Source organism: Rossellomorea oryzaecorticis (genome assembly GCF_038405515.1).
In the GTDB taxonomy this organism is placed as follows: domain Bacteria; phylum Bacillota; class Bacilli; order Bacillales; family Bacillaceae_B; genus Rossellomorea; species Rossellomorea oryzaecorticis_A.
The window spans coordinates 1-25,912 of record NZ_JBBYAF010000024.1 but is presented as its reverse complement, the minus strand read 5'-3'; the positions used below and the strand labels follow the sequence as shown (position 1 = coordinate 25,912).

At 39.3% G+C, this 25,912-nt stretch carries 25 protein-coding genes; 17 read left to right on the top strand and 8 right to left on the bottom strand.

Features of this window, described 5'->3' with window-relative positions; genetic code table 11:
• Positions 1–155 precede the first annotated feature (155 nt).
• From AAEO50_RS12855 to AAEO50_RS12840, 4 genes are all read left to right on the top strand, one after another.
• Positions 156–1,106, top strand: coding sequence for an LCP family protein (locus tag AAEO50_RS12855; RefSeq protein WP_341984227.1), 951 nt, complete (start codon positions 156–158; stop codon positions 1,104–1,106).
• Between the two features lie 395 nt (positions 1,107–1,501).
• Positions 1,502–2,371, top strand: coding sequence for a pyrroline-5-carboxylate reductase (gene proC / locus AAEO50_RS12850; protein WP_341984225.1), 870 nt, complete (start codon positions 1,502–1,504; stop codon positions 2,369–2,371).
• A gap of 131 nt (positions 2,372–2,502) precedes the next feature.
• Positions 2,503–3,618 (top strand): glutamate 5-kinase, encoded by a 1,116-nt coding sequence (gene proB / locus AAEO50_RS12845; protein ID WP_341984223.1) that lies wholly within the window; start codon positions 2,503–2,505, stop codon positions 3,616–3,618.
• 259 nt (positions 3,619–3,877) lie between these two features.
• On the top strand, positions 3,878–5,140 hold the full coding sequence (locus AAEO50_RS12840) for a glutamate-5-semialdehyde dehydrogenase (protein ID WP_341984221.1): 1,263 nt from the start codon (positions 3,878–3,880) through the stop codon (positions 5,138–5,140).
• A gap of 91 nt (positions 5,141–5,231) precedes the next feature.
• Here the strand turns inward: AAEO50_RS12840 and AAEO50_RS12835 are convergent, their stop codons facing one another.
• From AAEO50_RS12835 to AAEO50_RS12805, 7 genes are all read right to left on the bottom strand, one after another.
• Positions 5,232–5,978, bottom strand: coding sequence for a 3'-5' exonuclease (locus AAEO50_RS12835; RefSeq protein WP_341984219.1), 747 nt, complete (start codon positions 5,976–5,978; stop codon positions 5,232–5,234).
• The gene (locus AAEO50_RS12830) at positions 5,978–7,891 is read right to left on the bottom strand and encodes a DUF294 nucleotidyltransferase-like domain-containing protein (RefSeq protein WP_341984217.1); all 1,914 of its coding nucleotides are present in this window, start codon (positions 7,889–7,891) and stop codon (positions 5,978–5,980) included. The genes AAEO50_RS12835 and AAEO50_RS12830 overlap by 1 nt, the downstream gene beginning before the upstream one ends.
• 161 nt (positions 7,892–8,052) lie before the next feature.
• Positions 8,053–8,577, bottom strand: coding sequence for an HAD family hydrolase (locus AAEO50_RS12825; RefSeq protein ID WP_341984215.1), 525 nt, complete (start codon positions 8,575–8,577; stop codon positions 8,053–8,055).
• Positions 8,578–8,838: 261 nt separating this feature from the next.
• On the bottom strand, positions 8,839–10,032 hold the full coding sequence (locus AAEO50_RS12820) for a class I SAM-dependent rRNA methyltransferase (RefSeq protein WP_341984213.1): 1,194 nt from the start codon (positions 10,030–10,032) through the stop codon (positions 8,839–8,841).
• A 180-nt stretch (positions 10,033–10,212) separates the two neighbouring features.
• Positions 10,213–11,007 carry an alpha/beta hydrolase gene (locus tag AAEO50_RS12815; protein WP_341984319.1) on the bottom strand — a complete coding sequence of 265 codons (795 nt, stop codon included), beginning with the start codon at positions 11,005–11,007 and terminating at the stop codon, positions 10,213–10,215.
• Positions 11,008–11,432: 425 nt separating this feature from the next.
• The gene (locus AAEO50_RS12810; protein ID WP_341984210.1) at positions 11,433–12,665 is read right to left on the bottom strand and encodes an aminopeptidase; all 1,233 of its coding nucleotides are present in this window, start codon (positions 12,663–12,665) and stop codon (positions 11,433–11,435) included.
• A 505-nt stretch (positions 12,666–13,170) separates the two neighbouring features.
• Positions 13,171–14,427, bottom strand: coding sequence for a helix-turn-helix domain-containing protein (locus AAEO50_RS12805; protein WP_341984208.1), 1,257 nt, complete (start codon positions 14,425–14,427; stop codon positions 13,171–13,173).
• A gap of 291 nt (positions 14,428–14,718) precedes the next feature.
• On the opposite strand from AAEO50_RS12805, the gene AAEO50_RS12800 reads away from it, so the two are divergent.
• The gene (locus AAEO50_RS12800; RefSeq protein ID WP_341984206.1) at positions 14,719–15,735 is read left to right on the top strand and encodes a GntG family PLP-dependent aldolase; all 1,017 of its coding nucleotides are present in this window, start codon (positions 14,719–14,721) and stop codon (positions 15,733–15,735) included.
• Between the two features lie 55 nt (positions 15,736–15,790).
• Here the strand turns inward: AAEO50_RS12800 and AAEO50_RS12795 are convergent, their stop codons facing one another.
• Positions 15,791–16,123 carry a YckD family protein gene (locus tag AAEO50_RS12795; RefSeq protein WP_341984204.1) on the bottom strand — a complete coding sequence of 111 codons (333 nt, stop codon included), beginning with the start codon at positions 16,121–16,123 and terminating at the stop codon, positions 15,791–15,793.
• A gap of 111 nt (positions 16,124–16,234) precedes the next feature.
• Here AAEO50_RS12795 and AAEO50_RS12790 point away from each other — a divergent pair, with 111 nt between their 5' ends.
• From AAEO50_RS12790 to AAEO50_RS12735, 12 genes are all read left to right on the top strand, one after another.
• Positions 16,235–16,639 carry a sporulation protein gene (locus tag AAEO50_RS12790; protein WP_341984202.1) on the top strand — a complete coding sequence of 135 codons (405 nt, stop codon included), beginning with the start codon at positions 16,235–16,237 and terminating at the stop codon, positions 16,637–16,639.
• A gap of 239 nt (positions 16,640–16,878) precedes the next feature.
• Positions 16,879–18,618 carry a carbon starvation protein A gene (locus tag AAEO50_RS12785; protein ID WP_341984200.1) on the top strand — a complete coding sequence of 580 codons (1,740 nt, stop codon included), beginning with the start codon at positions 16,879–16,881 and terminating at the stop codon, positions 18,616–18,618.
• Positions 18,619–18,748: 130 nt separating this feature from the next.
• Positions 18,749–19,006, top strand: coding sequence for a cory-CC-star protein (locus AAEO50_RS12780; protein WP_341984317.1), 258 nt, complete (start codon positions 18,749–18,751; stop codon positions 19,004–19,006).
• A gap of 26 nt (positions 19,007–19,032) precedes the next feature.
• Positions 19,033–19,983 (top strand): ArsA family ATPase, encoded by a 951-nt coding sequence (locus AAEO50_RS12775; RefSeq protein ID WP_341984197.1) that lies wholly within the window; start codon positions 19,033–19,035, stop codon positions 19,981–19,983.
• Positions 19,984–20,253: 270 nt separating this feature from the next.
• Positions 20,254–20,514: a metal-sensitive transcriptional regulator gene (locus AAEO50_RS12770; protein WP_341984195.1), complete on the top strand. Its 261-nt coding sequence runs from the start codon at positions 20,254–20,256 to the stop codon at positions 20,512–20,514.
• 99 nt (positions 20,515–20,613) lie between these two features.
• On the top strand, positions 20,614–20,841 hold the full coding sequence (locus AAEO50_RS12765; protein WP_341984193.1) for a sulfurtransferase TusA family protein: 228 nt from the start codon (positions 20,614–20,616) through the stop codon (positions 20,839–20,841).
• Positions 20,842–20,892: 51 nt separating this feature from the next.
• Positions 20,893–21,372 (top strand): DsrE/DsrF/DrsH-like family protein, encoded by a 480-nt coding sequence (locus AAEO50_RS12760; protein WP_425383197.1) that lies wholly within the window; start codon positions 20,893–20,895, stop codon positions 21,370–21,372.
• A gap of 48 nt (positions 21,373–21,420) precedes the next feature.
• Positions 21,421–21,990, top strand: a complete 570-nt coding sequence (locus AAEO50_RS12755; protein WP_341984191.1) for a sulfurtransferase TusA family protein — start codon at positions 21,421–21,423, stop codon at positions 21,988–21,990.
• Between the two features lie 40 nt (positions 21,991–22,030).
• Positions 22,031–23,158 carry an MBL fold metallo-hydrolase gene (locus tag AAEO50_RS12750; protein ID WP_341984189.1) on the top strand — a complete coding sequence of 376 codons (1,128 nt, stop codon included), beginning with the start codon at positions 22,031–22,033 and terminating at the stop codon, positions 23,156–23,158.
• Between the two features lie 81 nt (positions 23,159–23,239).
• Entirely contained in the window at positions 23,240–24,016 is a 777-nt protein-coding gene (locus AAEO50_RS12745; protein WP_341984187.1) for a sulfite exporter TauE/SafE family protein, read from the top strand.
• A 268-nt stretch (positions 24,017–24,284) separates the two neighbouring features.
• Positions 24,285–25,205: a DUF1002 domain-containing protein gene (locus tag AAEO50_RS12740; RefSeq protein ID WP_341984185.1), complete on the top strand. Its 921-nt coding sequence runs from the start codon at positions 24,285–24,287 to the stop codon at positions 25,203–25,205.
• Positions 25,206–25,347: 142 nt separating this feature from the next.
• On the top strand, positions 25,348–25,650 hold the full coding sequence (locus AAEO50_RS12735) for a hypothetical protein (RefSeq protein WP_341984183.1): 303 nt from the start codon (positions 25,348–25,350) through the stop codon (positions 25,648–25,650).
• The last annotated feature ends 262 nt before the right edge of the window (positions 25,651–25,912 follow it).

The following is a 25,912-nucleotide window of genomic DNA, read 5'->3' as shown; positions in this document are numbered from 1 at the left end:
TATCAAAGCATCTATGATACTATAGACTATATATTCTTATCATTTTGGAAATTCATTCTACTTCCTCCATAACCTGAGTATTGAGTTATGCCTGATCGTAGAGTAAAATCTCTCATTAGCTTGCTGCCATTTCATTTTGCAAAGAAGGTGGATAAATGGATTCAAGACTCGATCGCAAGAAGAGCAAGAAAAAAAGAGGCAGAAAAATTATCGTAGTGCTATTATTAATTATTTTTTGTTTACTGGGCTACTCTGCTTATCAATTTTATAAAGGGTATCAGATGGCTGACGGCAACCAGAATATGAAAGAATATAAATTCAATGGAGTTAAAGACGAAAATGGTAAGATTAATGTGTTGTTATTGGGTGTAGACAGCAGGGGAGAAGAAAAATCACGAACAGATACGATGATGCTCGCCCAAGTTGATCCTAAAACAAATGAAACGAAGCTTGTTTCATTTATGAGGGATATTTATGTTGAAATCCCCGGGTACCAAAATTATAAGTTGAATACTGCATTCTACTTAGGTGGTCCGGAATTATTAAGAAAAACGATCAAACACAATTTTGATATTGATATTCAATACTATATGATGGTAGATTTTAAAGGATTTGAACAATCTGTTGATACTCTGGCTCCTGAAGGAATTGAGTTGGATGTTGAGAAAGCAATGTCCGAGAATATCGGAGTCGCACTTGAACCCGGGGTGCAGAAATTAAATGGTAAAGAATTATTAGGCTATGCCAGATTCCGCGCCGATGAAGAAGGGGATTTCGGCAGGGTGGAAAGACAGCAGAAGGTTATCACAGCCTTAAAAGGAGAGGTGCTCACCATCGACGGAGTCACCAAGCTGCCTAAACTCGCTGGCTCCATTCAGCCTTATATCCAAACAAACATGTCCAAACTCGATCAGATTTCACTAGTAAAGGATGTCCTCTTAAGTAACAGCGATGAAATCGACAAACTTACGATCCCTGTGGAAGGAGCATATGACTTCGGAAGCTACGAAGGTGTCGGCTCGGTCATTGAATTGGATTATGAACAAAATATCCAAGCCCTGAAAGATTTTCTTAACGGAAAAAGCTCGAAGGAAGTCACAGAATAATAATATATATTGAGTAAAAAGCTCACCGGCTCTCGTAGCCCGGTGAGCTTTTTCTTATTTATTCAGTAGGAGGCGCAGTTTTGGAGCCCATTTACCCCAATGAATGAAGTTAAAACCCATTTGCAGAAAAAAATATCCCATATAATTCTGATTATACGGGATTATCAGTGATTTAGAGCTCTCAGAGAGCATTTGAATAACTGAAAAAGAAATGATAACGCTTCCACGGGCTTTTTCGGCTTATTCCTTACTACTTCCGAATATCGCCTTGATATCATTTACCAGCATGTTACGATTATAAACGTTGTGAACAAAACACAGGACAAAACAAACATTTAAACAACTATATAAAAACATTCAAACAAATTATTATTGAAAACAACCTTTTAAATTAAATGAATGGAACGGAGTGGATAGGCTTGTTGAAAAATAAAACAGTAGCGTTTTTAGGTGCAGGAAATATGGCTGAAGCAATGATTTCCGGTACGGTTCAAAGCGGTAAAATTCCAAATGATCAAATCATTGTTTCAAATCGCAGTAATAAAGTAAGACTTCAAGAAGTAAATGCTAAATATAATGTGCTCACAATGCTCAAAGATGATCTTCCTTTTGAAGAAATAGATATTCTCATTCTGGCAATGAAACCTAAAGATATTGACAAAGCACTGGATTCTATTAACCATCTTGTGAAGAGAGATACAGTCATCATGTCAGTTCTTGCAGGAATTACTACTTCCCATATGGAAGAACAGCTGCCTGCAGGTCAATCAGTCATTCGAGTGATGCCAAATACATCAAGTATGCTTAAAGAGTCTGCCACTGCTATCAGTGCCGGCAGATTCACGTCAGAAGACGATATGAAGAGCGCAAAAGAATTGCTTTCAAGCATCGGTGAAGTATATGTAATCGATGAAAGTGAAATGGATATTTTCACAGGAATTGCCGGAAGCGGACCAGCTTACTTCTATTATCTTATGGAGCATATCGAAAAGACTGGTGCTGAAGCAGGGTTAGACCCTAAGCTTGCACGCAAGATAGGTGCCCAAACAATCTTCGGAGCAGCTAAAATGATGCTTGAACGAGAAGAAACACCTACACAGCTAAGAGAAAATGTAACATCCCCTAATGGCACGACAGCTGCCGGACTAGATGCATTAGCAGAGTTTGGCGGAGGGAAGGCTATCTCAGAAGCTGTAAAAGGAGCAGAAAAAAGATCGAAAGAAATCAGCTCTGAATTACAGTCCCGACAATTAGTGACGAACTAATTAACACGTTAAATAAACCTCATATAAAGTAAATTACCAAATAGTCAAGAATTAGAAACATAAGAAATACAAGTCCGTTCCTCATCACAAAGAAGGGACGAGGGACGGACCTTTTTACTAGGAGTGATTGGATGTCCCAAGATAATAAGAAGAAACGTATTGTGATCAAGATTGGAAGTAGTTCTTTAACGAGCTTGCACGGAGAGATGAGCCGTAGAAAGTTAGAACGATTAGTGGATGAAGTTGTACGTCTGAAAGATGACGGTCATGAAGTATTGCTTGTATCTTCAGGTGCTGTCGCTGCAGGATATCGTAAACTCGGCTGCTTAACACGTCCTAGCTCTTTACCGGAGAAGCAAGCTGCAGCTGCAATTGGTCAAGGATTATTAATTGAAGCCTACTCTGATCTGTTTATTTCGCATGGATACGTAGCTTCGCAAATTCTGATTACTCGTAGTGACTTTTCAGATGAAGACCGTTACAACAATGCGCGTAACACGATAAATGTCCTGCTTGAAAGAGGCATCATCCCGATCGTGAATGAAAACGATACGGTCACAGTAGATCGTTTGAAGTTTGGAGATAATGATACCCTTTCTGCGAAAGTAGCGGCATTGGTGGATGCAGATCAATTAATCATTCTATCTGATATCGATGGATTATACGATTCTGATCCTCGTAAGAATCCTGAAGCAGAATTACTGGAAAGCGTAACTGAAATCAACGACGATATAGAAGATATGGCTGGAGAACCTGGAAGTTCAGTGGGAACCGGAGGCATGCGCTCTAAAATTGATGCATTTAAAATTACAATGGCATCAGGGATCCCTGCTTTTCTTGGAAAATCCGGAAACGCAGATATCATATATGATGCAGTGCAGCATACGGCAAAAGGAACCTACTTTGAATCAGCAGATGATGCAGTAAACTTGGATTCGAAAAAGCAATGGATTGCTTTCAACTCTGGTCCTGAAGGTGAAATCATGATTGATTCAGTTGCGAAAGACCGTATCCTGGAACAGAAGGAAAGCCTGACAATCAACGATATCTATACTGTTAAAGGACGTTTTGACAAAGGTGCAGTGGTACGTATCCTTGACAACCGAAATGAAGAAATCGGCCTTGGTATGGTGAATTACCGTTCTGGTCAACTGAAAAATCCGACTGAAATCCAAGACGACCAAATTGCAGTAGAAATCGATCACCTGGTATGCCACATCGAATTCCCGATTCCGGTAGGCGTATAGGACAGAAATGATATGTTTAACCTAGTTACTTTGATTTAGCTAGATTCAGCGGTTGATTGGAGTGCAAGACGAAGACTCCTGCGGGAGAAGTGGCCAATGTGAGACCCCGGAGGCGGAACGCCGAGGAGGCTCACAGGTCACCCGCGGAAAGCGAAGTCTTGCACGGAAATCAACAGCGGTGATGAACAGATCATTAAATTTATGAAACAGACTTATTAAAAAATAAAGAAACTACTTCATTATATACAGGAGGCATTTGATGACTTTAACAATTGAAAAAACCGATGTGAAAAAACAAGCAATGAAGGCAAAAAAAGCTTCTAAAACATTAAGTTTACTGACAACCGAACAAAAAAACAAAGCATTGCACAAAATTGCTGACCACCTGGACGCAAACTATCAAACGATCTTAGATGAAAACGACAAAGACCTTCAAAAAGGAAGAGAAAAAGGTTTTGAAGAAGCATTCATGGATCGTCTTTCATTGACAAAAGAGCGTGTGGAAGACTTTGCAAACGGACTTAGACAAGTAGCAGACTTAGAAGACCCAACCGGGAAAATTGTTTCAGACTGGACACTTGAGAATCAGCTTCAAGTCCAGAAAGTAACAGTTCCTTTAGGTGTCATCGGCATGATTTATGAAGCACGCCCGAATGTAACGGTGGATGCTACCGGTTTAGCTTTAAAATCAGGGAATGCCATTGTATTAAAAGGCGGTTCGAATGCGATCACTTCAAACAAAGCGATTGTCGATGTTATGCACGACGCGTTAGAACAAACAGATATTCCAAAAGAAGCGGTTCAGTTCATTAATACAACAGATCGTGAAGCAACAAATGAATTGTTTACAATGAAAGAATATATAGATGTACTGATACCGCGCGGTGGAGGCGCACTTATCAATGCCGTTGTTAACAATGCAACCGTTCCAGTCCTAGAGACCGGAGTTGGTAACTGTCATATCTACATCGATAAAGATGCAGAGGTCGAAAAAGCATTGAATATCTTAATTAATGCGAAAACCGATCGACCTGCTGTTTGTAATGCAGCAGAAACTGTCATCATTCATGAACAATGGTTTAAAGAACACAAAGATGCCTTAACATCCAAGTTAGCTGAGTATAATGTGAATATTCATGGTGATGAAAAAGTGGTTGAAGCAATTAAAGATGCCAAGCTTGCAGGTGAAGAAGATTGGGCGAACGAGTATCTTAGTCTTGATATCGCTGTAAAAGTTGTACAATCACTTGATGGGGCAGTTGAACATATCGAACAATATGGTACAAAGCACTCAGAAGCGGTTGTCACTGAAAATGAAGAAACAGCAAAGAAATTCATGATGCTTGTTGATGCAGCAGCTCTTTATCATAATGCTTCAACACGCTTTACAGACGGAGGAGCATTAGGTTTTGGTGCTGAAATCGGAATATCTACTCAGAAACTGCATGCAAGAGGACCAATGGGACTGCCTGCATTGACTACAGTTAAATATATGATGCATGGTACAGGTCAGATTCGCTAAATTGATTATGGTATAAGAAAGACTCTCAGGGCAGCTCCCTGAGAGTCTTTTAATTTACTTTAAAGTTAATGCCATAATTTAAATGCTGACATTAGTCTTTACCTTCATTGATAAGCTCACGCATTGCGCGGATTGTATGCACCTCTTGTTTATAACAAAGCTTTAACAGTTCCTGAAATACCTCAGCTGTCATGATTGCATCATTTAACGCATGATGACGGGTTCTCTTTTTGATTTCAAATCTTTCTACCATTGCATCCAAGTAGCAGTCACTACGTTCCAGCAGCGCATTAGCTAAAGAAAATGAATCAATGCACTCAGGTTGAAATGAGGGGAGTTCCCACTTATGCAACCTTTTCTGAAGGAAATTAATATCAAAGCTTGCAGGATGCGCAACTAAAATCGTCCCTTTACTGAATTCAAGGAAATGCTTGAGGCCAACAGGAAGCGTGACACCGTTCCGAAAATCTTTCCTCCTGAGTCCCGTGAATTTCTTGGTGTTTCTAGAGACAGTTTGCAGAGGATTGACGACCAGATAAAACGTATTATTTTCCTGAACTTTACCTTCCGAAACTTTCACTGCACCTATCGATATGATCTCATCACCTACTTCAGGAAAGAAGCCGGTGGTTTCCAAATCGAAAATGGTGAATGTACAATGATACAGGTGTTTCTGTTGAAGTACAGGCTTCTCTGCTTCAAACTCTTTTAAAGCTTGTGCTACTTTGTAATATGATGGTCTGGCTTTTTCACGATTAACCTGAACCCTGAAGAAAAATTGATGCCATAAATAATATTTGAAGATACGGTATCCCGCGTTAATTCCAATATCATTCATCAGACCACCCGATTTCTGTTAAAGCTTATTTCCATTACTTGATGTAATCGATTGGCAATCTGGATAGCTTCCTTCAATCTTTGACGATCTTCTTTCGTTAATTTACGGACATCAATATCATTACTCAGAGGTTTACCTTCTTTTAACTCAATAAGGTTTTGTTTTGTACGGAGACTTAATAGGATATGCATGGCCATCTTCACATTTTCTGCATCTCTTGGATGAAAAGCCTGCATGTTCTTTAAAGCATTCACTCTCTTGATGGTATTAACTTCCTTTACACCATACTTTACACTATGGATTCTGATCATATTTACAATTTGTAAGAGACCTGACTTCTTGATATTAAACAAATGATTTTTTGGCTTTAGATTGACTCTTCCCAATGGTCCGACTGGTAGCTTGAATCGCAATGCATCTTTTCTTAGCAGCTGCTGCATATTGAGAGAACGCTTCGATTTATCAGCCAGATAATTTCGGATTTCTTCAGCAATCGAATAATCACCATAGATTGGGCGGAAATCATAAAACATCGTTGTATTCTGTACTTCTTGAGCGTCCATTTCATGCAGCCATTCATCGATTGCTTTTTTCCAATCAGTATAGGAGCGTTTCCATTTCTGCTCTTTTGCCATGATGCCCCCTGTACACTCAGGGAATCCGCATGCATCAAGCTTACGGTTTAACTTTTCTGTAAAGGATTGAAAATACGTATCCACTCTTTTTGTATCTGATAAATGACTGTAGTCATCCAAAATGATGCCGTTATCCTGGTCGGTATGGAACCCTTGTTCACTCCGTCCCTGGCTTCCCATTACTATGAAACAATAATTGATAGGCGCCCGGCCAAATCCTTCTTCACGCATTTCTTTTTCAGTTAATTGAATGATTTTGCGGTGAAGGCGGTCATTGTAGTTACTGATAACTTCACATACATCATATCCAGGACTGTCTTGAAGGAGAAGGTCGCCGATGAATTGCTGGAAGGTCTCACTCTTAACTGTAGCCAATTGAACCAATTCTTCATTACTGACTGCTTTTTGAATCCGATAGGATAAGTCCAGATAATTGGAGTCCTGAATATTCAGGAATGAGCTGCTTGTTAGTACACCCACCACAGATTCTTTTCTGATGATGGGGACAAAATCAACCTCTTCGTGTTTGAAATAGGATAGTGCTTCGTACGCAAAAGACTCATCCCGGATCCAGAAAGGGTTACGTTTCATCCAATCTTTAACCTTCTCAGAACCTGTGGGCTCAGTTAGATAAGAAAGAATCTCTCTTTGGGTGAGGATTCCTTTCATTTTTCCATTTGAATCTAACGAGACCAACCCATAGGTATCTCTTTCTTTCATTAACTTTGCAGCATCCAGAATGGTATCCTCTTCCCCTATAAAAGAAGGGACGTCCATTAAATTATGTACTTTTGTGCGGAAAAGTGTGATATTTTCATCATCGTTTTCAGATGATTTAGATTTGATTTCATCGTATAGGGTTTTCATGCGATTTCCGATACTCTCAAACACAATTTTTGAGAAATCGTTATTTTTAGTCATGATATCAAGAAGGCGCTGCTTCTGGATACGGAACACATTGCAATCTTCCATTGCCTGAACCGAAAAGGTCATTTCTCCGCTTGTCAGCATAATCATTATTCCGATTAAATCTCCAGGGTAGTAGAATCTTAAGGAATATTGTTTTCCACTGGATCTGTGAAGGACGTTTTTAGCGAGGCCCGAGACGAGAAAATAGATATCAAGTTCTTCAATCGTTTCATCTTCATGGAAAAGAAATTCCCCTTTTTTAAACGACGTGTAAGTTGAACCTGAAATAATGTAGTGCAACTGATCTTCAGTCAGAACATCAAAAGGATAGACATTCTTAATAATTTCCAAAAGTTCATGCTGTTCCAAAATGATACCCTCCCTTGCTAACTAGTTCCATAGTACTCTAACATAGAATTCCCTATTTGGAAAACGATAAAACAAGGGTTATAGGGGGGAGAAAGATCAGCCACTCTCTTCAATATAAGAAACAAAAACCCCTGCTTTAGAGAAAGCAGGGGATACATGAATCACTTCACCAGAAACTTCGATGCTTCTAATAAAGTCTTAAAGACATAATCAGCATGAAAGAGAGGGAAAGGGGCATCGGCAATTAAGATCGTTTTACAGCCTGCTTTACGACCTGCCTCAATATCAGGCTCCCTGTCACCGATCATAAAGGAAGAAGAGAGGTCAAGGTCGTATTTTTCAGAGAGGTTCAGGATCATTCCCGGCTCCGGCTTTCTGCATGCGCAACCTTCGTGAGGTTTATGGGTGCAGCAGGAAACTTCATAAATCTTTCCTCCTGCTGTTTCAAGTTCCCCGACCATGTATTCATGAATGGTTTGTAAATGTTCATGTGATAGGTAACCCAGACCAACGCCGCCTTGGTTGGTTACTACAAATAATTGATAGCCAGAAGCAGTCAATAATTTGACTGCTTCCTTCACGCCTTCCAGGAAATAAAACTGTTCAGGCTTGTTCACAAACTTCACTCTTTTTGTTTTCACTTCATTAATGACCCCGTCACGATCCAGAAATACGGCTTTATTCAACAATAACACTCCTCATTCGATTATTTTCTACATTGATATGTACTATTTGTCGCATCTTGCGGTTTCCAAGGAAATAATGACAGACTATTCTGTCATTATTTCGGTGCGAAAATTTTGTCTTTAATTGTTTCATGTCTGCTCCTGGTTAAGGATGAGAGTATATTGTTATTAAGTTTACCCAATTTGACTGGATATTTACGTAGTGGAGGAAGAGAGCAATAAGAAAAGGAAGTCTCTACAGAAACTTCCCCGAAACAGGTATCACCGTTTTTGAATAAATACGACCTTCAAGTAATCACTTTGTTTGTATTGATTGATCGTTTTGAAATCCTCAGGAAGTGTAAATTCCTCCAGCAGTTTATAGGATCCATTGGTTTCTTTGAAAGCCGTCTCTATGAATCCTTTGAACTTCTTCATATCAAAAGTGCTGCAATTTGTTGATGCAACAATCACACCATTCTTTTCAGTGATGGCAATCGCTTCTTTAAGAAGGTCCGTATAATCTTTAGAAGCAGAAAAAGTGTGCTTTTTTGAACGTGCAAAACTTGGCGGATCAAGGATGACCATATCAAATGTAAGTTCTTTCTTAACAGCAAATTTAAAATACTTGAATACATCTTCCACGAGAATATTTTGCGCCTCGTAATCAATTCCATTGATGCTGAATTGTTCAATCGTTTTACTCAGGCTACGATTTGCCAAGTCCACACTTGTTGTTTCTGCAGCTCCTCCCAGGGCAGCGAACACTGAAAAAGCGCCTGTATAGGAGAAGGTATTAAGAACCCTTTTACCATCAGCATATTTATCACGGATCAGCTTTCTTACTTCACGCTGATCTAGAAAAACCCCGACCATTGCACCATCGTTAAGATAGATGGCGAAGTTAACGCTATTTTCCTTTACGAGGAGAGGGAAGGAAGGACGTTCCCCATGAACAAAGTCATCTTCTTCAACATACTTACCTTCAACGGCAAATCGCTTCTTCTGATATAGACCTTTATAATTAGGAAGTTTCTTTATTGCCGTGATGATATCTTCTTTGAAAGAATAGGCTCCCATACTGTACCAATGGATGAGATAGTATCCTTCAAAGTAATCAAGGGTGATGCCTCCAAACCCGTCTCCCTCACTGTTAAACACTCTAAAGGCAGTTGTTTGTTCATCATAGAAAAAATGAAGCCTTTGATTGACTGCATTTTGGAACTTTTTATTAAAGAATTCCTTATCGATTGGTTCATCCTCTTTCCAGCTTACAAGCCATCCAAATCCTTTGTTTTGTTTTCCAAAGTATCCCCTGGCAATAAAATTCTTGTTGGTATCTACAAGGTTAACGATGCTTCCTTCATCAAGATTTTCCAGTGGGGTACTGACATTCTCCTTATTTAATAGAGGGAAACCTTTTTGAAATTGTTTTATGTATTTAGGGTTAGCTTTTAAGGTGATTTCAGTTGTCATGCTATTCATCCTTACGTATCGTTAGTCTTGTGTAGTATAGAACTTCTGAAGGTATAACGCAACTGTCTTCTATGTAAAAGCCCGTTTCTTGTTATCGGGTCATACACACAGATCGATTATTTCTCGAGAGGGGAAATAAAAAAATCTTACCCTGATTTCTCGAGTAAGATTCCGAGGTCATTATTTCCCCCATAAAAAATCACCAGCAAGCCGGTCTACTTTTGTTGTCTCATGTAAACCACTATGTGAAATGGAAGGGTCATAAATAATTTTAGAAGTGAATTCATTTCTGTCAAAAATTTTCTCGCTTGCCAGAGCACTTGGTACGTTCACTACATCATCACCTGAACCTGCTATGGATAAAACCTTCACAGCGGGATCGATTAAATGACGATTGTGATATAGGTGTTCAATTGCTTTTGAATTGGGTTTTAAGTCAATTACAGCAGCACCGGTATTGATTTGGTCATAGGAATCTTTCGTCACTCCGAGAAACGGGGTGGCAATAGATATAAATTTATATGTTTTAGGCAGCAAGGGTTTTCCCTGTGCGTTTTCCAGATACTTAGTTGATGCAAGACCACCCATGGAATGACCGATGAGATTTACATTGTCAACCTGAAATTGATGATGCAAAAGCTTCATTGCATTTTCAAGCCAGACCGCTTGTTTGTCCAAAGCAGCCCGGTTATCTTCAAAGATGACCTGAACGAGAGGGGGGGCCGTAGGTTTTTTAGGAATTGTTCCTTTATAAGAAACGCTCCCATTTTCAGAAACATATATTTCTAAATTCTTTTTCCCCCAGCCATGATGATGTTCAAAGCGTTCAAGCATCGTTTTGAACGAATTATACGTTCCTTTATATCCGTGTACAAACACAGTTGGGTATCTTTCAACTGCAGTTAATGCCTTTTCGCTTGATTGAACATTAGATGTCCTGAATAAAGCTATTAAGATGAAAAGAGAGACTAACATAAGTCCGCTCCAAAATAATGTAGGTTTATTCGTGAAGATTGACAATGATATCGCTCCTTTAGATGCTATATGTATATTGTAAGCGATAAACGCGGTATTGAAAATGTTATAAAAGAAATTAATTTGTCATTATGTATGTAATTTATGGAAGTTATGAATGCAGGCTCTAATTACCGCTATTGATTTCCGTGCAAGACTCCGCTTTTCGCGGGTAGCCCGTGAGCCTCCTAGCTTTTACCAGCGGGGTCTCACATTACGCAGGAGTCTTCGTCTTGCACTCCAATCAACCGCTGGAACAAGCTAAACCTTAACACAAGTGTGTAAAAAACTATAAAAAAAACGAACTAATTTGCTTCCCAGGATGCAAATTAGTTCGTGCGTTACTTAGACAATAAAACACTTTTGTCTTAAAGAAATTTCTCTATTTAAACCCAGTCGCCGTTTCTGAAGATTGGATGAATGGTTCCGTCAGGTTTTTCGCCGTCGATAGCCAGATCACCAGAACCAATCATGAAATCCACATGAATTGCGCTTTCATTAAAACCGATTGCGTTCAGTTCTTCAGGATTCAGTTCTTTTCCGTTTTCCACGCATACAGACAACGCCCGGCCAAGTGCGATGTGACAAGATGCATTTTCATCAAACAATGTATTATTAAAGATGATATTTGTATTGGAAATAGGTGAATTATGTGGAACGAGGGCAACTTCTCCAAGATAAGAAGCACCTTCATCCGCATTTAGAAGATTTTTGAGTGTATCATATCCTTCTTTAGCGGAAAAATCCACGACTTTTCCGTCTTTGAATGTCATTGAAAAGTCCTTTATCAGTGTTCCTCCATAATTAAGAGGTTTTGTAGAGGTCACCACTCCATTTACACTGGTCTTATCAGGAATTGTGAAGACTTCCTCTGTTGGCAGGTTTGGCACGAATGGTATTCCCTTATCATTTGTGAATTGGGCGCTTATCCATTTTGTTTGAGGGTGGAATCCAATCGTCAAATTTGTACCCGGTCCTGTGTAGTGAAGTTTAGTATACTGTGCGTCATTTAGGAGGCTGGCTTTTTCATTCAGTTCATTAATATGCTGTTCCCACCGTTCAACAGTTTGCTCACGGTCTGTCCTGGTAGTGTAGAAAATGGTGTCCCATAGTTTTTCGGCTGCATCTGTTTTTGAGAGTTCAGGGAAAACAGTCTCAGCCCATTCCTCAGTTGGATAAGCTGCAATCAGCCAGCTGATTTTTCCTCCTCCGATATATGCTGAGAATTCCTTAGAAGCTTCTGCGGATACCTTATTCAGTAAAGCCACTCTGCCTGGATCCACTTCTCTGAGCAGAGAAGGATTAGGTGCGATAAGGTTCAACAAGGCAACATTGTTCTCAGCCATCTCTATGTATCCTTTTTGTTTCCAATGAGGAAATACCTTTAAACCTTCCTCACTCGATTTCTCAAGACGTATTTTCTTCAGTTCCTCATCATAAAAGTCTGTCATGACATGAAGGGCTCCAGCTTCGTACGCTTTAATCGTAATGTGACGGACGAATTCATAAGCTGAGATAGGAGCGGAAATTAATAACTCCTGATCTTTCTGCAGATTCAGCCCTACATGTACGATAAGGTCTGCATATCTCTCTAAATTATCTGTGTATCTTGCATTCATTTTATATTCCCCCTTTAAGTATCCTTTCTAACTATATAACTTTATTCAGAAAATTTCCATTTATTTAAGGGATAGTTTTAATTGGATCACCAAAAGTGAAATTCAATAATTGGCACATGCTTTGAGACTTATGGTAGAAAATATAGCCTCGGAAGGGCAGAACCGGTTTGGATTTACTCCGTCTAAACAACAACTGTTTCGGGGTCTTCCTTGCAAAAAGAGAATGATTTGTTTGATGAAATAGTCTCCGGTTCTCATCCAATTGAGCCTCCTGATGAATTGGAATAGAAAAAGACTGGTTTTAAATAACCAGTCTTTTTCTATTAGGCTCTTTTATCGTGCTTTGATGTAAAGCATTTTAAAAAGCCCTCTATTATTATTGTTTCACACTGAATGGCGGGAAGTCTTCCTCTGGAGAATTGATGACAACGACTCCACCCAGCGCCATTGCTGTTAAGCTAGTAACGATGATAAATTGCTTGAACTTTTTCATGTTCTCACCTCCTTATAAAGACAGCATTTCTTCATAAATGGTATTGGCTTCCCTTAAATGAAATGCAGCGTTTTTATATTTTCTAACTCCTTGGTAATATTGACCAAAGAGCTTAGAGTACTCAGCATATAAGAGATGTTCGCCACTTTGTTTAAAGCAGGGCAGTGCCTGTTCTTTCATGAAGTATTCAAATCCATCGGGGAACCCATTTAAAGCATATTGGTAATAGGAAAGCTGATAATATTTATCAGGGAATTTGTCTTTTGAAGATAATTCCAGCCCTTTTGACAGCCAAAGGGGGACCTGATTAAAACGGTTTAGTTTATAATACTCCTTTACAAGTGATAAAATGGAATTCAGCTTTCCTTCAACATCTGACTCTTTCAGTTCAATACTTTTCAAATAGTGATGAATAGCCTCTTCACTTTTATTCATAACAGATTTCAAATATCCCAGATTCTGTTCAACCATTGAGTTAAGGGTCTTGTAATTGATTGACATGCTGATGAAGTTTGCCCACTCATAATGTTTGAGGGCTTCTTCACTATATCGGATTCTGCGGTAGCATATACCAAGCAGCAAGTGTACTTCCGCACATCTCTTTTGAAAGTAAACGCCTTGAAAGATGGATAATGACTTTTCTCCATAATAAATAGCAAGTCTGTACACGTTCAACCGTGTCAAGACCAGGCTGAATAAATAATATAGATCGGCTCTTTCTTCTTCATTGATCACACTGCCTAATACATAATATGTTTCAGCCTCTTTCAGTTCAGCTTGGGCTTTATCGTATTGGTGCAGCAAATAATAATAGTTGCCTTTATATTTGTGATAATAAAACCTTAATGTATCGCTTAATTCTTTATAATGAGAATGAATATGTATAAGGTTGGTACGGGCACTGTCAAGGTCGGAATGAATCAAATGATAACGTATGCGCAAAATTTTATAAAAAAGCTGAGGTGACAAGTCTTCCGTGTCATCAAGCAGTTTTTTTATTTGTTCATGATACGTGTCAGCTGCTTTAAAATCTTTCCATAATAATGAGTGATTCCATTTTTCAAGAAGCTGATTCAATTCGTGCTTGTCGTTTTGAAGTGAGGACACTCCAAGTCGTTCACATAACAATTGAATAATGTCACCGGAGGGAGTGACTTGGTTATTCTCAAGTTTTGAAAGGTATGATACGGAAATAATCCCTTTTGATAATTCCTCTTGAGTTAAATTCCTTTTTTGTCTGTGAAAGCGGATTTTAGAACCGATGTTCATATTCATACTCCTATAATCGTTTATCGTTAATATGCACGAAAGCGAAAGTGTGTCTAATTAATATAGAAGGAACATGGTGCAGGACAAAATTTATGATTCCTGATACCATCCATATATAGATTATTAAAATAGTATCATAAAAAAGAACGGAATGTTAAGAATATTCCTATAATTATATTTTTTCTGGGTAATTGGTATTATCTTCAATTTTCAAACATGTATATTTTAACCTAAGAAGATAAAAAAGTTTGATATAATGTTCAATACACAATGAGTTCAGGGAGGATAAAAATGATTGATCTACGAAGTGATACAGTAACGAAACCGACCGTTGAAATGAGGCAGGCTGCATTTGAGGCAGAGGTGGGGGATGATGTGTACGGGGAAGATCCCACTGTTACAAGGCTGGAAGAGGAAGCTGCAAAGGTACTGGGGAAAGAAGCTGCTTTATTTGTAACAAGCGGAACACAAGGGAATCAAATTGCTGTTTTGACACATACCCGTCCAGGGAATGAAATTATTTTAGAGGAAAATTCTCATATATTTTATTATGAATCAGGGGCAGTGGCGGCTTTGGCAGGAGTTCAAACCAGAACCCTCCCAGGGGTAAAGGGAGCGATGGACCCTGAAGTCGTAGAAGAAGCTGTTAGGGCTGAAGATCAACATTTTCCGGAAACCGGCCTGATTTGTGTTGAAAATACACATAATCGTGCAGGAGGAGCAATCCTTTCACCAGAAAACATGGAGGCTATCTATTCAGTCGCATGCAGAAATCAGGTTCCCGTTCATGTTGATGGAGCGAGACTTTTTAATGCTGCAGCAGGTATCGGAAGGGATGTAAAGGAATTCACCAAACATTGCGATACCGTCCAAGTATGCTTATCCAAGGGTTTGGGAGCACCAGTTGGATCAATCATAGCAGGGGATAGAAAATTCATACAGCGAGCAAGAAAGTGGAGAAAACGACTTGGAGGCGGCTTGCGGCAAGTGGGGATGATTGCTGCTCCTGGTTTGGTGGCGCTCACAACCATGAGGGAACGATTGATTGAGGACCATGAAAAGGCCGCCGTCCTAAAAGAAGCCTTACAAAACAGTAAAGGAATCTCAGTTATAAATGATGTTGATACAAATATTGTGGTTGCAGATGTCCAAGGAACAGGTCTTTCATCAAAAGAATATGTGGAGCTCCTAAAAGAAAAGGGGATTTTAATAGGGGGATTCGGGGCAGAGACAGTACGGTTTACTACTCACTACGACGTATCTATGGAAGATATCCGTAAGACGGCGATTATACTCAAATCTCTGTAAATGCAGGTTGTAAGCAAAGCTGGTTAGAAGCTGCTGCCTCAAACCAGCTATATTATTAATTGTTTTTTTGAGGGTGTGGCATTTTTTCCTGATGATGATGCCATCTCATCATATATCCATTATCTTTTAGTTTTTGATAGCGTTCTTCCATTTTCTTAAGCATAAGATCACCTTGTTCCTGAGTGAAAACCCCGTACTCAACATACTTGTTAATCAGTTCCTTCTTTGTAGAGAACAACTGCTTATGCAATGTATCCAATTCTTGTTTTTGAGCGTCCGAAAGATTGACTTTCTGAGGAGCAAGCTGCTGTCCTTCAGCAGAAGCATAGCCTTGGAAGCTTAAGCTAACGAGACATACCGTGATTAGTGTGAAAATAATTTTTTTCATTTATATCCCTTCTTTCTATAAGTTTCTATGATAGTTTCAACTAAGATTTAGCAAAATATGTATAAGGTTTGATTTGCATACTATTTTTGAAGTGGAAAGGTGGTCATATCCATGTTAGAGAAATTTCTATCCAGTATAGGGATTGGACATGTGAAAGTAGATACGGTCGTAGGTAAAGCGTCTATAAAACAAGGCGACATGATCAAAGGTGAAGTAATCATAGAGGGAGGTATGGCGGATCAGCCAATTAATAAAGTTCAATTACTCTTGTTACATAAATATGAAGAAGACAAAGAGGACAGTGACTTTCCCTATCATGAAAAAGAATTGAAGACTATTGAATTAAATGATATCGGTACCATAAAAGCAGGGGAAAAAAGGACAATTTCCTTTCAGTTTCCTACAGACACAAATCATCCGAAAACTACGGATACAAATCAAACCATTTTAAGAACGACGATAGACATCCCTCAAGCCGTGGACCCGACAGATGAAGATAGCATCATAGTAAGTTAACGGATGCGCCGGATCTTATTTTGATCCGGTGCTTTTTTATCGACTCATTATTTGTTCGTTCCGGTTCATGTTCTCTTGTTTTTTCTAATATAAATTTCCCGTTGAATTCCTGGATAAGCCAATGTAAAATGTAGTAAGCGCATACATTCTAAAAATTCTGTATACTCTTGCAACATGAATTGCTTCCTGAATGAAAAGTGAATGCTGTGGCTGTATTTTTATTTACAAGGAGGAGTTTTATGGGAGGAATCTGGCTGGCATTAATAGGGGGTATTGTATTTTTCGCAGGGTATAAATATTACTCTAAGCTGATTGCAGAACGTATTTATCGATTAGACCCGAATTATGTCACACCTGCCCACCAATATAAAGATGGTGTGGATTTTGTACCGACTAATAAGTTTGTGCTCTGGGGACATCATTTTACATCTGTAGCGGGTGCTGCACCGATTGTGGGTCCTGCCATTGCTGTTTATTGGGGATGGCTTCCCGCATTTCTATGGGTGATTCTTGGAACAGTCTTCGCGGCTGGAGTCCATGATTTCGGGACACTTGTTCTTTCTGTCAGAAATAAAGGTCAATCAGTTGGCACTTTGGCCAGCAAGTTGATAGGAAAAAGGGCAAAGGTACTATTTCTATTCATTATCCTTATCCTTGTATTAATGGTAAATGCCGTTTTTGCTTGGGTTATCGCGAACTTATTTATTTCATTTCCGGCAAGTGTGCTGTCTGTTTTCATTCAAATACCTTTAGCTGTATGGATCGGGTATAGAGTTTATAAGCGAAGCGGAAGCATGCTGCTGCCATCCATTGTCGCTCTTGCAGTGATGTATATATCTGCGATTATTGCGAGCAGGGTGGAATTCCTTCAAATCGACATGGTTAAATACTTCGGCGGTGAAGGTGCAACTTCTCTGTTTGGTTTAAGTGCAACCAGTATGGCCTTCTTTGTCTGGATTGTCATATTGATGATTTATGTGTATATCGCATCTACCCTTCCTGTTTGGAAGTTATTACAGCCACGGGATTATATCAATTCACATCAATTGGTGGTGGGACTTGGATTACTGTATTTAGGATTGTTATTTACCAATCCTGAAATAACAGCACCGATGACCAATAGTTCCGCTGATGTTTCATGGTTTCCATTATTGTTCATTACGATTGCGTGCGGGGCAATATCCGGTTTCCATGGGTTAGTATCATCAGGTACTTCATCGAAGCAGCTAAACAATGAAACGGAAGCACGATTCGTTGGTTATTTAGGAGCGGTTGGTGAGGGTGCATTGGCACTGATCGCCATCATTGCATGTATCACCTTTTTCCCAAATGTAGAAGAATTTAGAGCTACTTACAGCGGGTTTGCAGCTGCAAGCGGCGCAGGTCTTGGCGTATTTATCAAAGGGGCAGGGCAGCTAGCGTCAGGTTTGGGAATCCCTGCAGATATTGCCGCTACAATCGTTTCCGTAATCATTGTAAGTTTTGCTGCAACCACTCTGGATTCTTCTGTACGTTTAATGAGATACATTATTGCAGAACTAGGTGAAGAATATAATGTAATGCCACTCACAAAAACACATGTCGCCACAACTATAGCCGTTGTATCCAGTGCAGCTCTGACACTTCTGCCGCAAGGACCTAAAGGGTTCGGGTCAGGAGGGTACCTGCTATGGCCGTTATTTGGTACATCGAATCAACTATTGGCCGGAATCAGTTTACTATTGATTACAATATGGCTAAAGAGACAGGGAAGAAACTACATGGCAACATTGATCCCTATGTTGTTTCTAATGTTCATGACTCTATGGGCAATGATTAATCAGGTGATTTTCGAATGGTCCGGAATGGGTGGAGCAGAAGGAAACATGCTTTTATTTATCTTTGGCAGTATCATCCTGATTTTCACATTATGGATTTTGGTTACTGCGGCTTCATCTTTGTCTAAAAAGGGAGAAGAACCGACACAATTCACTGCCTGATGGCCAAGAAGATAGAGAACCTTTTGGAGCAACTAAAAAGTGCTGAAGGGGTTCTCTATTTTTGAAAGCCTGCAGCCATTGCGTTCGTACAAAATATTTCTGGGGAGGAAACAATTTGATTGATTCATCCATGAAAGAAAAATTGAAACGAATAATCAATCTTTACGACGAGATTATTAAGCATCCCCATAAAACAGAAATAGCAAGAGAACTGAGAGATGAAGATGATTTATTCTTCCTACTCTTATATTCTGATATGCTGGGGCTGCCCAATCCTGTCTTTTATTACACATTAGAACTTTATCCATATATGATAGAGAAATTTCATGATTGGCATTTACGGATGGGCATGGAGCATTCCCCTCTTGAAGGAATAAGGTGCTGTTGATGCTCAGGGAAGGGGTGAAAAGATAAATGAATGAAATCGAAAATCAGGCGATCCTTTTTGTAGGGGGCAAGGGCGGCGTCGGAAAGTCAACCTCTGCTTCTGCATTAGCTATGATGTACGCAAAATCCGGGAAGAAGACACTTATTGTATCAACGGATCCTGCACACAATTTAGGAGATATCTTTCATATTAATATAGGTAAGGGTAAGACACCTTTACTTGAGAATCTTTGGGGTGTGGAAATCAACCCTGAAATGGAAACACAGAAGTATATCAATGGTGTAAAAAACAATCTAAAGGGAATGGTTAAGTCTTCTATGATTGATGAGGTCCACCGCCAAATCGATATGGCTGCATCCGCACCAGGTGCCGAAGAAGCAGCATTGTTCGATCGGATTGTATCAATCATCTTAGAAGAAAAAGTAGAATTTGAAAAAATTATTTTTGACACTGCTCCCACCGGACATACAATCCGTTTGCTTTCACTTCCCGAGTTAATGGGGGTATGGATGGACGGCATGCTTGAAAGAAGAAAGAAAACGAATAAAAACTATTCTCAGCTATTGAATGATGGAGAGCCTGTGGAGGATCCAATATTTGAAGTGCTGCAGAAGAGGAGGGATAAATTTGCACGCGTGCGCTCGATCCTTTTGGATTCAGCCAAGACAGGCTTCATTTTTGTCTTGATTCCAGAGAGGCTTCCTATCCTGGAAACAGAAAAAGCAATTGAAATGATGAATAAGCATGATTTGAAAATTCAAGGGCTGATTGTAAACAAAATCCTTCCACCAACAGCCGACGGTTCATTTCTTCAAAAAAGGAAAAAGCAGGAGAAAGATTACCTGCAGCTGATGAAAAGGAAATTTATCGAACAAAAGCTATATCAAATTCCTTTACTAGAAGAAGATGTGTGTTCAGTCAACCATCTTGAAACGTTTGCCCAGTACTTACGGGAAGAAGTATACAGGGGGGTATAAGGACCGGAACATTATCTGCCAACTATAAATCAGGTATGTTCTCCGGGAGGCGGCTCGTCAAGGGACCAGATGCATAAGGCGAGCCGGCCGCAAAGGAAACGACAGCTTGATTCCCCGATCTCATCTATCAAGAAAGTTATTACATTCCGGTTTCTGAATACAATTATAAAAAATATTTTCATTTCTCCTTGACTATATACTCTATAGGGTATATTATAGTGAATGTAGCAAGAAAACAACGCAATAAGCTATTTTCTGGGAGGTGTCTTTATGGAATACAATTCTCAAGTTAAAAACCGCATAAAACGAGCAGAAGGGCAGCTCCGGGGAATATTAAGAATGATGGAGCAAGGCGATGATTGTAAAGATGTCATTTCGCAATTATCTGCAGCGAAAACCGCTCTTGATCGTTCTATCGGCTTAATTGTAAGTTTAAACCTTGTGGAATGTGTGAGAGATTCACACGAAACAGGAGAAAACACTGAGGATATTGTAAAAGAAGCAGTAAACTTGTTAGTTAAAAGCAGATAAATAAAAAGTGTTGACAACTTTTTTTATATCATTTAACATACCCTTATAGGTATTTTAAAAAGAAAAAATAAAAAAACAAATTTTTAGGAGGAATAATAAATGAACGCAGATAAAGTATTAGACGCAAAAGGACTAGCTTGCCCAATGCCAATCGTAAAGACAAGAAAGGCGATTAAAGAAATTGAATCAGGTCAGATCCTTGAAGTTCAAACAACTGATAAAGGTGCTAAGAGTGACTTGACTGCTTGGGCTAAAACAACAGGTCATGAACTTGTGGAATCTAAAGAAGAAAATGAAGTATTCACATTCTGGATTAAAAAAGGATAAAGTATTTTGAGGGGTATTTACCCCTCTCAGTATTAATAAGGAGGAAAACTGATGTCAGAGACAAAAACTACAAATATAATTCTCTTTAGTGGAGATTACGATAAAGCGATGGCTGCTTACATTATCGCGAATGGTGCTGCAGCATACGATCACGAGGTAACGATCTTTCACACGTTCTGGGGTCTTAATGCATTAAGAAAAGAAGAAATGGTACCAGTAAAGAAAAGTTTCATGGAAAAAATGTTCGGTAAAATGATGCCGCGTGGTGCAGATAAATTAGGTTTATCCAATATGAACTTTGCAGGAATGGGACCAAAAATGATCAAAGGTGTCATGAAAAAGCATAATGCAATGCCACTTCCTGACTTAATCGAGATGGCAAAAGAACAAGACATTAAGCTGGTAGCATGTACAATGACAATGGATTTACTAGGTCTTCATAAAGATGAGTTAATGGAAGAAATCGAATATGCAGGTGTAGCTGCTTATTTAGCTGATGCAGAAGACGGTAATGTAAACTTATTCATCTAAATTTTTTTGATAAAAAATATACCCTATGAGGTAATCGGAGGTTATTTTATGAACATTGAAGCAAATTTCGTATTAGATGCTAAAGGATTAGCATGTCCAATGCCAATCGTGAAAACAAAGAAAGCTATTAATAACCTTGAAGCTGGTCAAGTGATTGAGATCCAGGCAACAGATAAAGGTTCAAAAGCTGATTTACAAGCTTGGGCAAAGAGTTCAGGACATGATTATCTGGGTACGATTGAAGAAGGGGATGTTCTAAAACATTTCGTTCGTAAATCAAGCGGAGAAGATAAAGTGGAGCGTAAGCATGAAGCTGTAACAAATAATGAAGAATTGGCAAGTAAACTCGGTGATGCCAACACGCTAGTGCTTGACGTCCGCGAAAAAGCTGAGTATGCCTTCAAACGCATTCCTGGAGCGGTGTCAATTCCACTTGGGGAATTAGAAGAAAAAGCGGATGAGTTAACTAAAGATAAGAATATTTATGTTGTATGCCGTACAGGTAACCGCAGCGACATGGCTGCACAGTTACTAACTGAAAAAGGATTTACAAACGTGATTAACGTTGTCCCTGGTATGAGCGAATGGTCAGGCGACGTAGAATCCGACATTAAATAAAAAACAACAGATTAATTAAAAACATTGGGAGGTAGAAATAATGGCAGTTAAAGCTATGAGTCCGAAAGAAGCAGCACAAAAAGTGATCAATAAAGAAGATTTATTTATTTTAGATGTACGTAACACGGATGCGTTTGAAGATTGGAAAATTGACGGTCATTCTTTTGAATACCTGAACATTCCTTACTTCGATCTTTTAGATGGAGTGGAAGAGATTTTAGAAAAACTTCCAAACGATAAAGATATCCTGGTTGTATGTGCGAAAGAAGGGTCTTCTATAATGGTGGCTGAAATGCTTTCAGATGAAGGTAAGGACGTATCGTATCTAGAAGGCGGTATGAAAGCATGGAGTGAACATTTAGAGCCAGTTAAAGTCGGTGACCTGACAGACGGCGGTGAACTTTATCAATTCGTGCGTTTAGGTAAGGGCTGCCTTTCATACATGGTGGTTTCAAACGGTGAAGCAGCCATTATAGATGCTACTCGTATGGCGGATATCTTTATCGATTTTGCAAAAGAAAAGAATGCAGTCATTACAAATATTTTCGATACGCATTTACACGCGGATCACATTTCAGGCGGTCGTCGAATTGCAGAAGCGACGAATGCGACATATTGGTTACCACCTAAAGATGCGGAAGAAGTTACTTTCGACTATGCAGCACTAGAAGATGGAAATAAAGTGGAGATCGGTAACTCAACTATCGATATCAATGCTTTATATTCACCAGGTCATACTATCGGATCTACTTCATTTGTGATCGATGAAAAGTATTTATTATCAGGAGATATCCTGTTTATAGACAGCATTGGACGTCCTGACCTGGCTGGTAAAGCACAGGACTGGGTAGCAGACTTAAGAGAAAGTCTATACAAGCGTTACAAGAATTTATCGATGGACCTTACAGTATTACCTGCACACTTCATGATCATAGATGAATTAAACGAAGATGGTACTGTAGGAGAAAAATTAGGTACACTATTTGAGAAGAATCATGGTCTTAACATTTCAGATGAAGAGGAATTCAGAAAATTAGTGTCTGAAAATCTTCCTCCTCAGCCAAATGCATATCAGGAAATTCGTGAAACGAATATGGGTAAAGTAACTCCAGATGAAGAAAAACAGCGTGAAATGGAAATCGGACCAAATCGTTGCGCAGTGCGATAATTTGAATCCGGGTAGACTATGAAATAAATGGGAACCTTACTTAAAAAGGTTCCCATTTAACAGTAAAGGAGGAACTGTACCATGGATTTGGCATTTATCATTACAGTCTTTTTAATTGGTTTTGTTGGTTCATATATTTCCGGGATGGTAGGAATCGGAGGCAGTATCATCAAGTATCCAATGCTTTTATATATTCCACCATTACTTGGAGTGGCGTCATTTACTGCACACGAAGTATCCGGCATCAGTGCAGTACAAGTGTTCTTTGCAACACTTGGAGGGGTTTGGGCCTATAGGAAAGGCGGATATCTGAATAAGACTCTCATCGCTTACATGGGTGTGAGCATCCTGATCGGTAGTTTTATTGGCGGATACGGATCAAAGGCAATGAGTGAGAATGGAATAAACCTTGTATATGGTGTTCTTGCACTTACAGCTGCAATCATGATGTTCATCCCTAAAAAAGGTATTGATGACATCAAGTTTGAAGATGTTACATTCAATAAATGGCTTGCCGCCATATTGTCTTTAATCGTCGGAGTTGGAGCTGGGATCGTTGGTGCCGCAGGAGCATTCCTATTAGTACCGATCATGCTTGTGGTGCTTAAAATTCCTACTAAAATGACGATCGCATCCTCTCTTGCGATTACCCTGATCTCTTCTATCGGTTCAACAGTCGGGAAGGTCACTACAGGTCAGGTAGATTATGTACCTGCATTAATCATGGTGGTTGCGAGTTTAATTGCATCTCCACTAGGTGCAACAGCAGGTAAGAAAATGAACACGAAATTACTGCAAACTATTTTGGCCGTATTGATCTTAGGTACAGCCATTAAAATATGGATGGATATCCTATAAGAGTTAGATGGGTACCTGTCACTCGCTGCGTTAATCTCCGTTATCGCAGCGAGTGACAGGTATTTTTTTTTAGAAGAGTTTTCAAAAAATAAAAATTAATAAAAGCAGCAGATTAAAAAATTTGAAACTTATTTTCATATTAAACGTCTATTACAATGTAGAAAAATAAGACCAGAGAAGGATGCAAATGAAGATAGAGACTTGTACAATGGTTAAAAGTTTATAGATCCCATAAAACATCGATTGCAGTAAAAAAGGAGAATTAAAAATGAAAAAAATAGTTAGTTTAGTACTTCTGATAGTATTGGTAATTGGTTTAGGACAGTCGGCAGCGGCTTCAGATAATAACAGCGAGAGTATAAATGAAAAATTCGGAGTTCCGATTGTTGTATATGGTGAGACACTTACTGCAGAGCAAAAGAAGGCAGTCCAGGAACAACTTGGTGTTGATGAGAAGGCTGATGTTGAGGAATTTACAGCAACAGGGGAAGACCTTGTTAAATATATAGAAGGGGAGAACAGAAATGCCCGTATGTTTTCTTCAGCAAAAATCACCAGACAGGAAAAGGGGCAGGGTCTGAATGTAGAAATCGTTACTCCTGAGAATATTACAGAAGTGACGGAATCCATGTATGCAAATGCGTTATTGACGGCAGGGGTGGAAAATGCAAATGTAGAAGTTGCCTCACCGGAAAAGGTAAGCGGACACTCCGCTCTAACAGGGATCTACAAAGCTTATGATGTAAGCGGGGAAAAACTTGATTCTGTACGTATGGAAGTTGCCAATGAAGAGTTAAACGTAGCAACAGAATTGGCAAAAGATGCAGGTATCGATAAAGAAAAAGTCAGTGAGCTTCTGACAGAAATAAAAAAAGAGATTGCAGAACAAGATCCCGCAACTAAGGAAGAAGTAGAGAAAATCGTTGAAGAGAAGCTTCAAAGTATGAATATCGAGCTCAGTCCCGAAGATCGGCAATTATTGATTGATTTATTTGATAAAATCAGATCACTTGATATCGACTTTGATAATGTGCAGCAGCAGCTCCAGGATTTGACGAAAGATATTCAATCCACCATCAAAGACATAGTGAATGACGAGAGCTTTGGTCAAAAGGTATCCGATTTCTTCACCGGTTTATTAGACGCAATAGCTGAGTTCTTTAAGTCGATTAAAAATCTATTTTCATGACAGATTTTAGAAGTCCAATCCTTTTGGACTTCTTTTTTTCGGTGTATACTTCAGTGATTTAAATCAATACTTTTCAATCACTAGTCAAAAGCCCTTCCATATTTCCATTTTGTTAATAGGCTGATAAAGAGGAGTGTCAGCTATGAACTTTAAGCGAAATATTTATGGAAAAAACCTTTACCAAAGTCCCGGGTTTTCAAATATAAATCAACCATTTTACGGGGGAGGCCCGCAGTATGGACCTGTCGGGAGACCACCTGGATACGGATATGGTTTTCCCGGTTATCCTCCGCCCGTGCAGGGACCCGGACCTGGCATTGGCTACGGCTACGGTTTAAATCCGTTAAGTGCCGGGTTGATAGGTTTGGGCTTAGGATTTTTAGGAGGCCAGATAGTCGGCGGCCCATTTAATGGGTTCGGAAAAAGATATTATTATTACTACTGACCATCGTTGAATGAATTTTCATGTATAAAATCTGAGGCTGGGACAAAAGTTTTTTAGTCTGAGTAAAACCCGAACTAATTTTCTGTCAAGGAGGCAAATTAGTTCGGGTTTTTAAATTGTTCAAATTTAGATTTAGCTCTATCCAGCGGTTGATTGGAGTGCAAGACGAAGACTCCTGCGGGAAAAGCGAGACAGGTGAGACCCCGCAGGAGCGCATGCGACGAGGAGGCTCACCGGCCGCCCGCGGAAAGCGAAGTCTTGC

What these genes read in the sequence shown, in the direction of transcription:
- AAEO50_RS12815 (WP_341984319.1), bottom strand. Translation starts at nt 11,007, where the DNA reads ATGTTAGTCTCTCTTTTCATCTTAATAGCTTTATTCAGGACATCTAAT.
- AAEO50_RS12810 (WP_341984210.1), bottom strand. Translation starts at nt 12,665, where the DNA reads ATGAATGCAAGATACACAGATAATTTAGAGAGATATGCAGACCTTATC.
- AAEO50_RS12780 (WP_341984317.1), top strand. Translation starts at nt 18,749, where the DNA reads ATGAAAGAAAAATTGAAACGAATAATCAATCTTTACGACGAGATTATT.
- AAEO50_RS12820 (WP_341984213.1), bottom strand. Translation starts at nt 10,032, where the DNA reads ATGACAACTGAAATCACCTTAAAAGCTAACCCTAAATACATAAAACAA.
- AAEO50_RS12765 (WP_341984193.1), top strand. Translation starts at nt 20,614, where the DNA reads ATGAACGCAGATAAAGTATTAGACGCAAAAGGACTAGCTTGCCCAATG.
- AAEO50_RS12750 (WP_341984189.1), top strand. Translation starts at nt 22,031, where the DNA reads ATGGCAGTTAAAGCTATGAGTCCGAAAGAAGCAGCACAAAAAGTGATC.
- AAEO50_RS12770 (WP_341984195.1), top strand. Translation starts at nt 20,254, where the DNA reads ATGGAATACAATTCTCAAGTTAAAAACCGCATAAAACGAGCAGAAGGG.
- AAEO50_RS12785 (WP_341984200.1), top strand. Translation starts at nt 16,879, where the DNA reads ATGGGAGGAATCTGGCTGGCATTAATAGGGGGTATTGTATTTTTCGCA.
- AAEO50_RS12855 (WP_341984227.1), top strand. Translation starts at nt 156, where the DNA reads ATGGATTCAAGACTCGATCGCAAGAAGAGCAAGAAAAAAAGAGGCAGA.
- AAEO50_RS12795 (WP_341984204.1), bottom strand. Translation starts at nt 16,123, where the DNA reads ATGAAAAAAATTATTTTCACACTAATCACGGTATGTCTCGTTAGCTTA.
- AAEO50_RS12755 (WP_341984191.1), top strand. Translation starts at nt 21,421, where the DNA reads ATGAACATTGAAGCAAATTTCGTATTAGATGCTAAAGGATTAGCATGT.
- proB (WP_341984223.1), top strand. Translation starts at nt 2,503, where the DNA reads ATGTCCCAAGATAATAAGAAGAAACGTATTGTGATCAAGATTGGAAGT.
- AAEO50_RS12805 (WP_341984208.1), bottom strand. Translation starts at nt 14,427, where the DNA reads ATGAACATCGGTTCTAAAATCCGCTTTCACAGACAAAAAAGGAATTTA.
- AAEO50_RS12735 (WP_341984183.1), top strand. Translation starts at nt 25,348, where the DNA reads ATGAACTTTAAGCGAAATATTTATGGAAAAAACCTTTACCAAAGTCCC.
- proC (WP_341984225.1), top strand. Translation starts at nt 1,502, where the DNA reads ATGAATGGAACGGAGTGGATAGGCTTGTTGAAAAATAAAACAGTAGCG.
- AAEO50_RS12800 (WP_341984206.1), top strand. Translation starts at nt 14,719, where the DNA reads ATGATTGATCTACGAAGTGATACAGTAACGAAACCGACCGTTGAAATG.
- AAEO50_RS12740 (WP_341984185.1), top strand. Translation starts at nt 24,285, where the DNA reads ATGAAAAAAATAGTTAGTTTAGTACTTCTGATAGTATTGGTAATTGGT.
- AAEO50_RS12835 (WP_341984219.1), bottom strand. Translation starts at nt 5,978, where the DNA reads ATGAATGATATTGGAATTAACGCGGGATACCGTATCTTCAAATATTAT.
- AAEO50_RS12745 (WP_341984187.1), top strand. Translation starts at nt 23,240, where the DNA reads ATGGATTTGGCATTTATCATTACAGTCTTTTTAATTGGTTTTGTTGGT.
- AAEO50_RS12790 (WP_341984202.1), top strand. Translation starts at nt 16,235, where the DNA reads ATGTTAGAGAAATTTCTATCCAGTATAGGGATTGGACATGTGAAAGTA.
- AAEO50_RS12760 (WP_425383197.1), top strand. Translation starts at nt 20,893, where the DNA reads ATGTCAGAGACAAAAACTACAAATATAATTCTCTTTAGTGGAGATTAC.
- AAEO50_RS12840 (WP_341984221.1), top strand. Translation starts at nt 3,878, where the DNA reads ATGACTTTAACAATTGAAAAAACCGATGTGAAAAAACAAGCAATGAAG.
- AAEO50_RS12775 (WP_341984197.1), top strand. Translation starts at nt 19,033, where the DNA reads ATGAATGAAATCGAAAATCAGGCGATCCTTTTTGTAGGGGGCAAGGGC.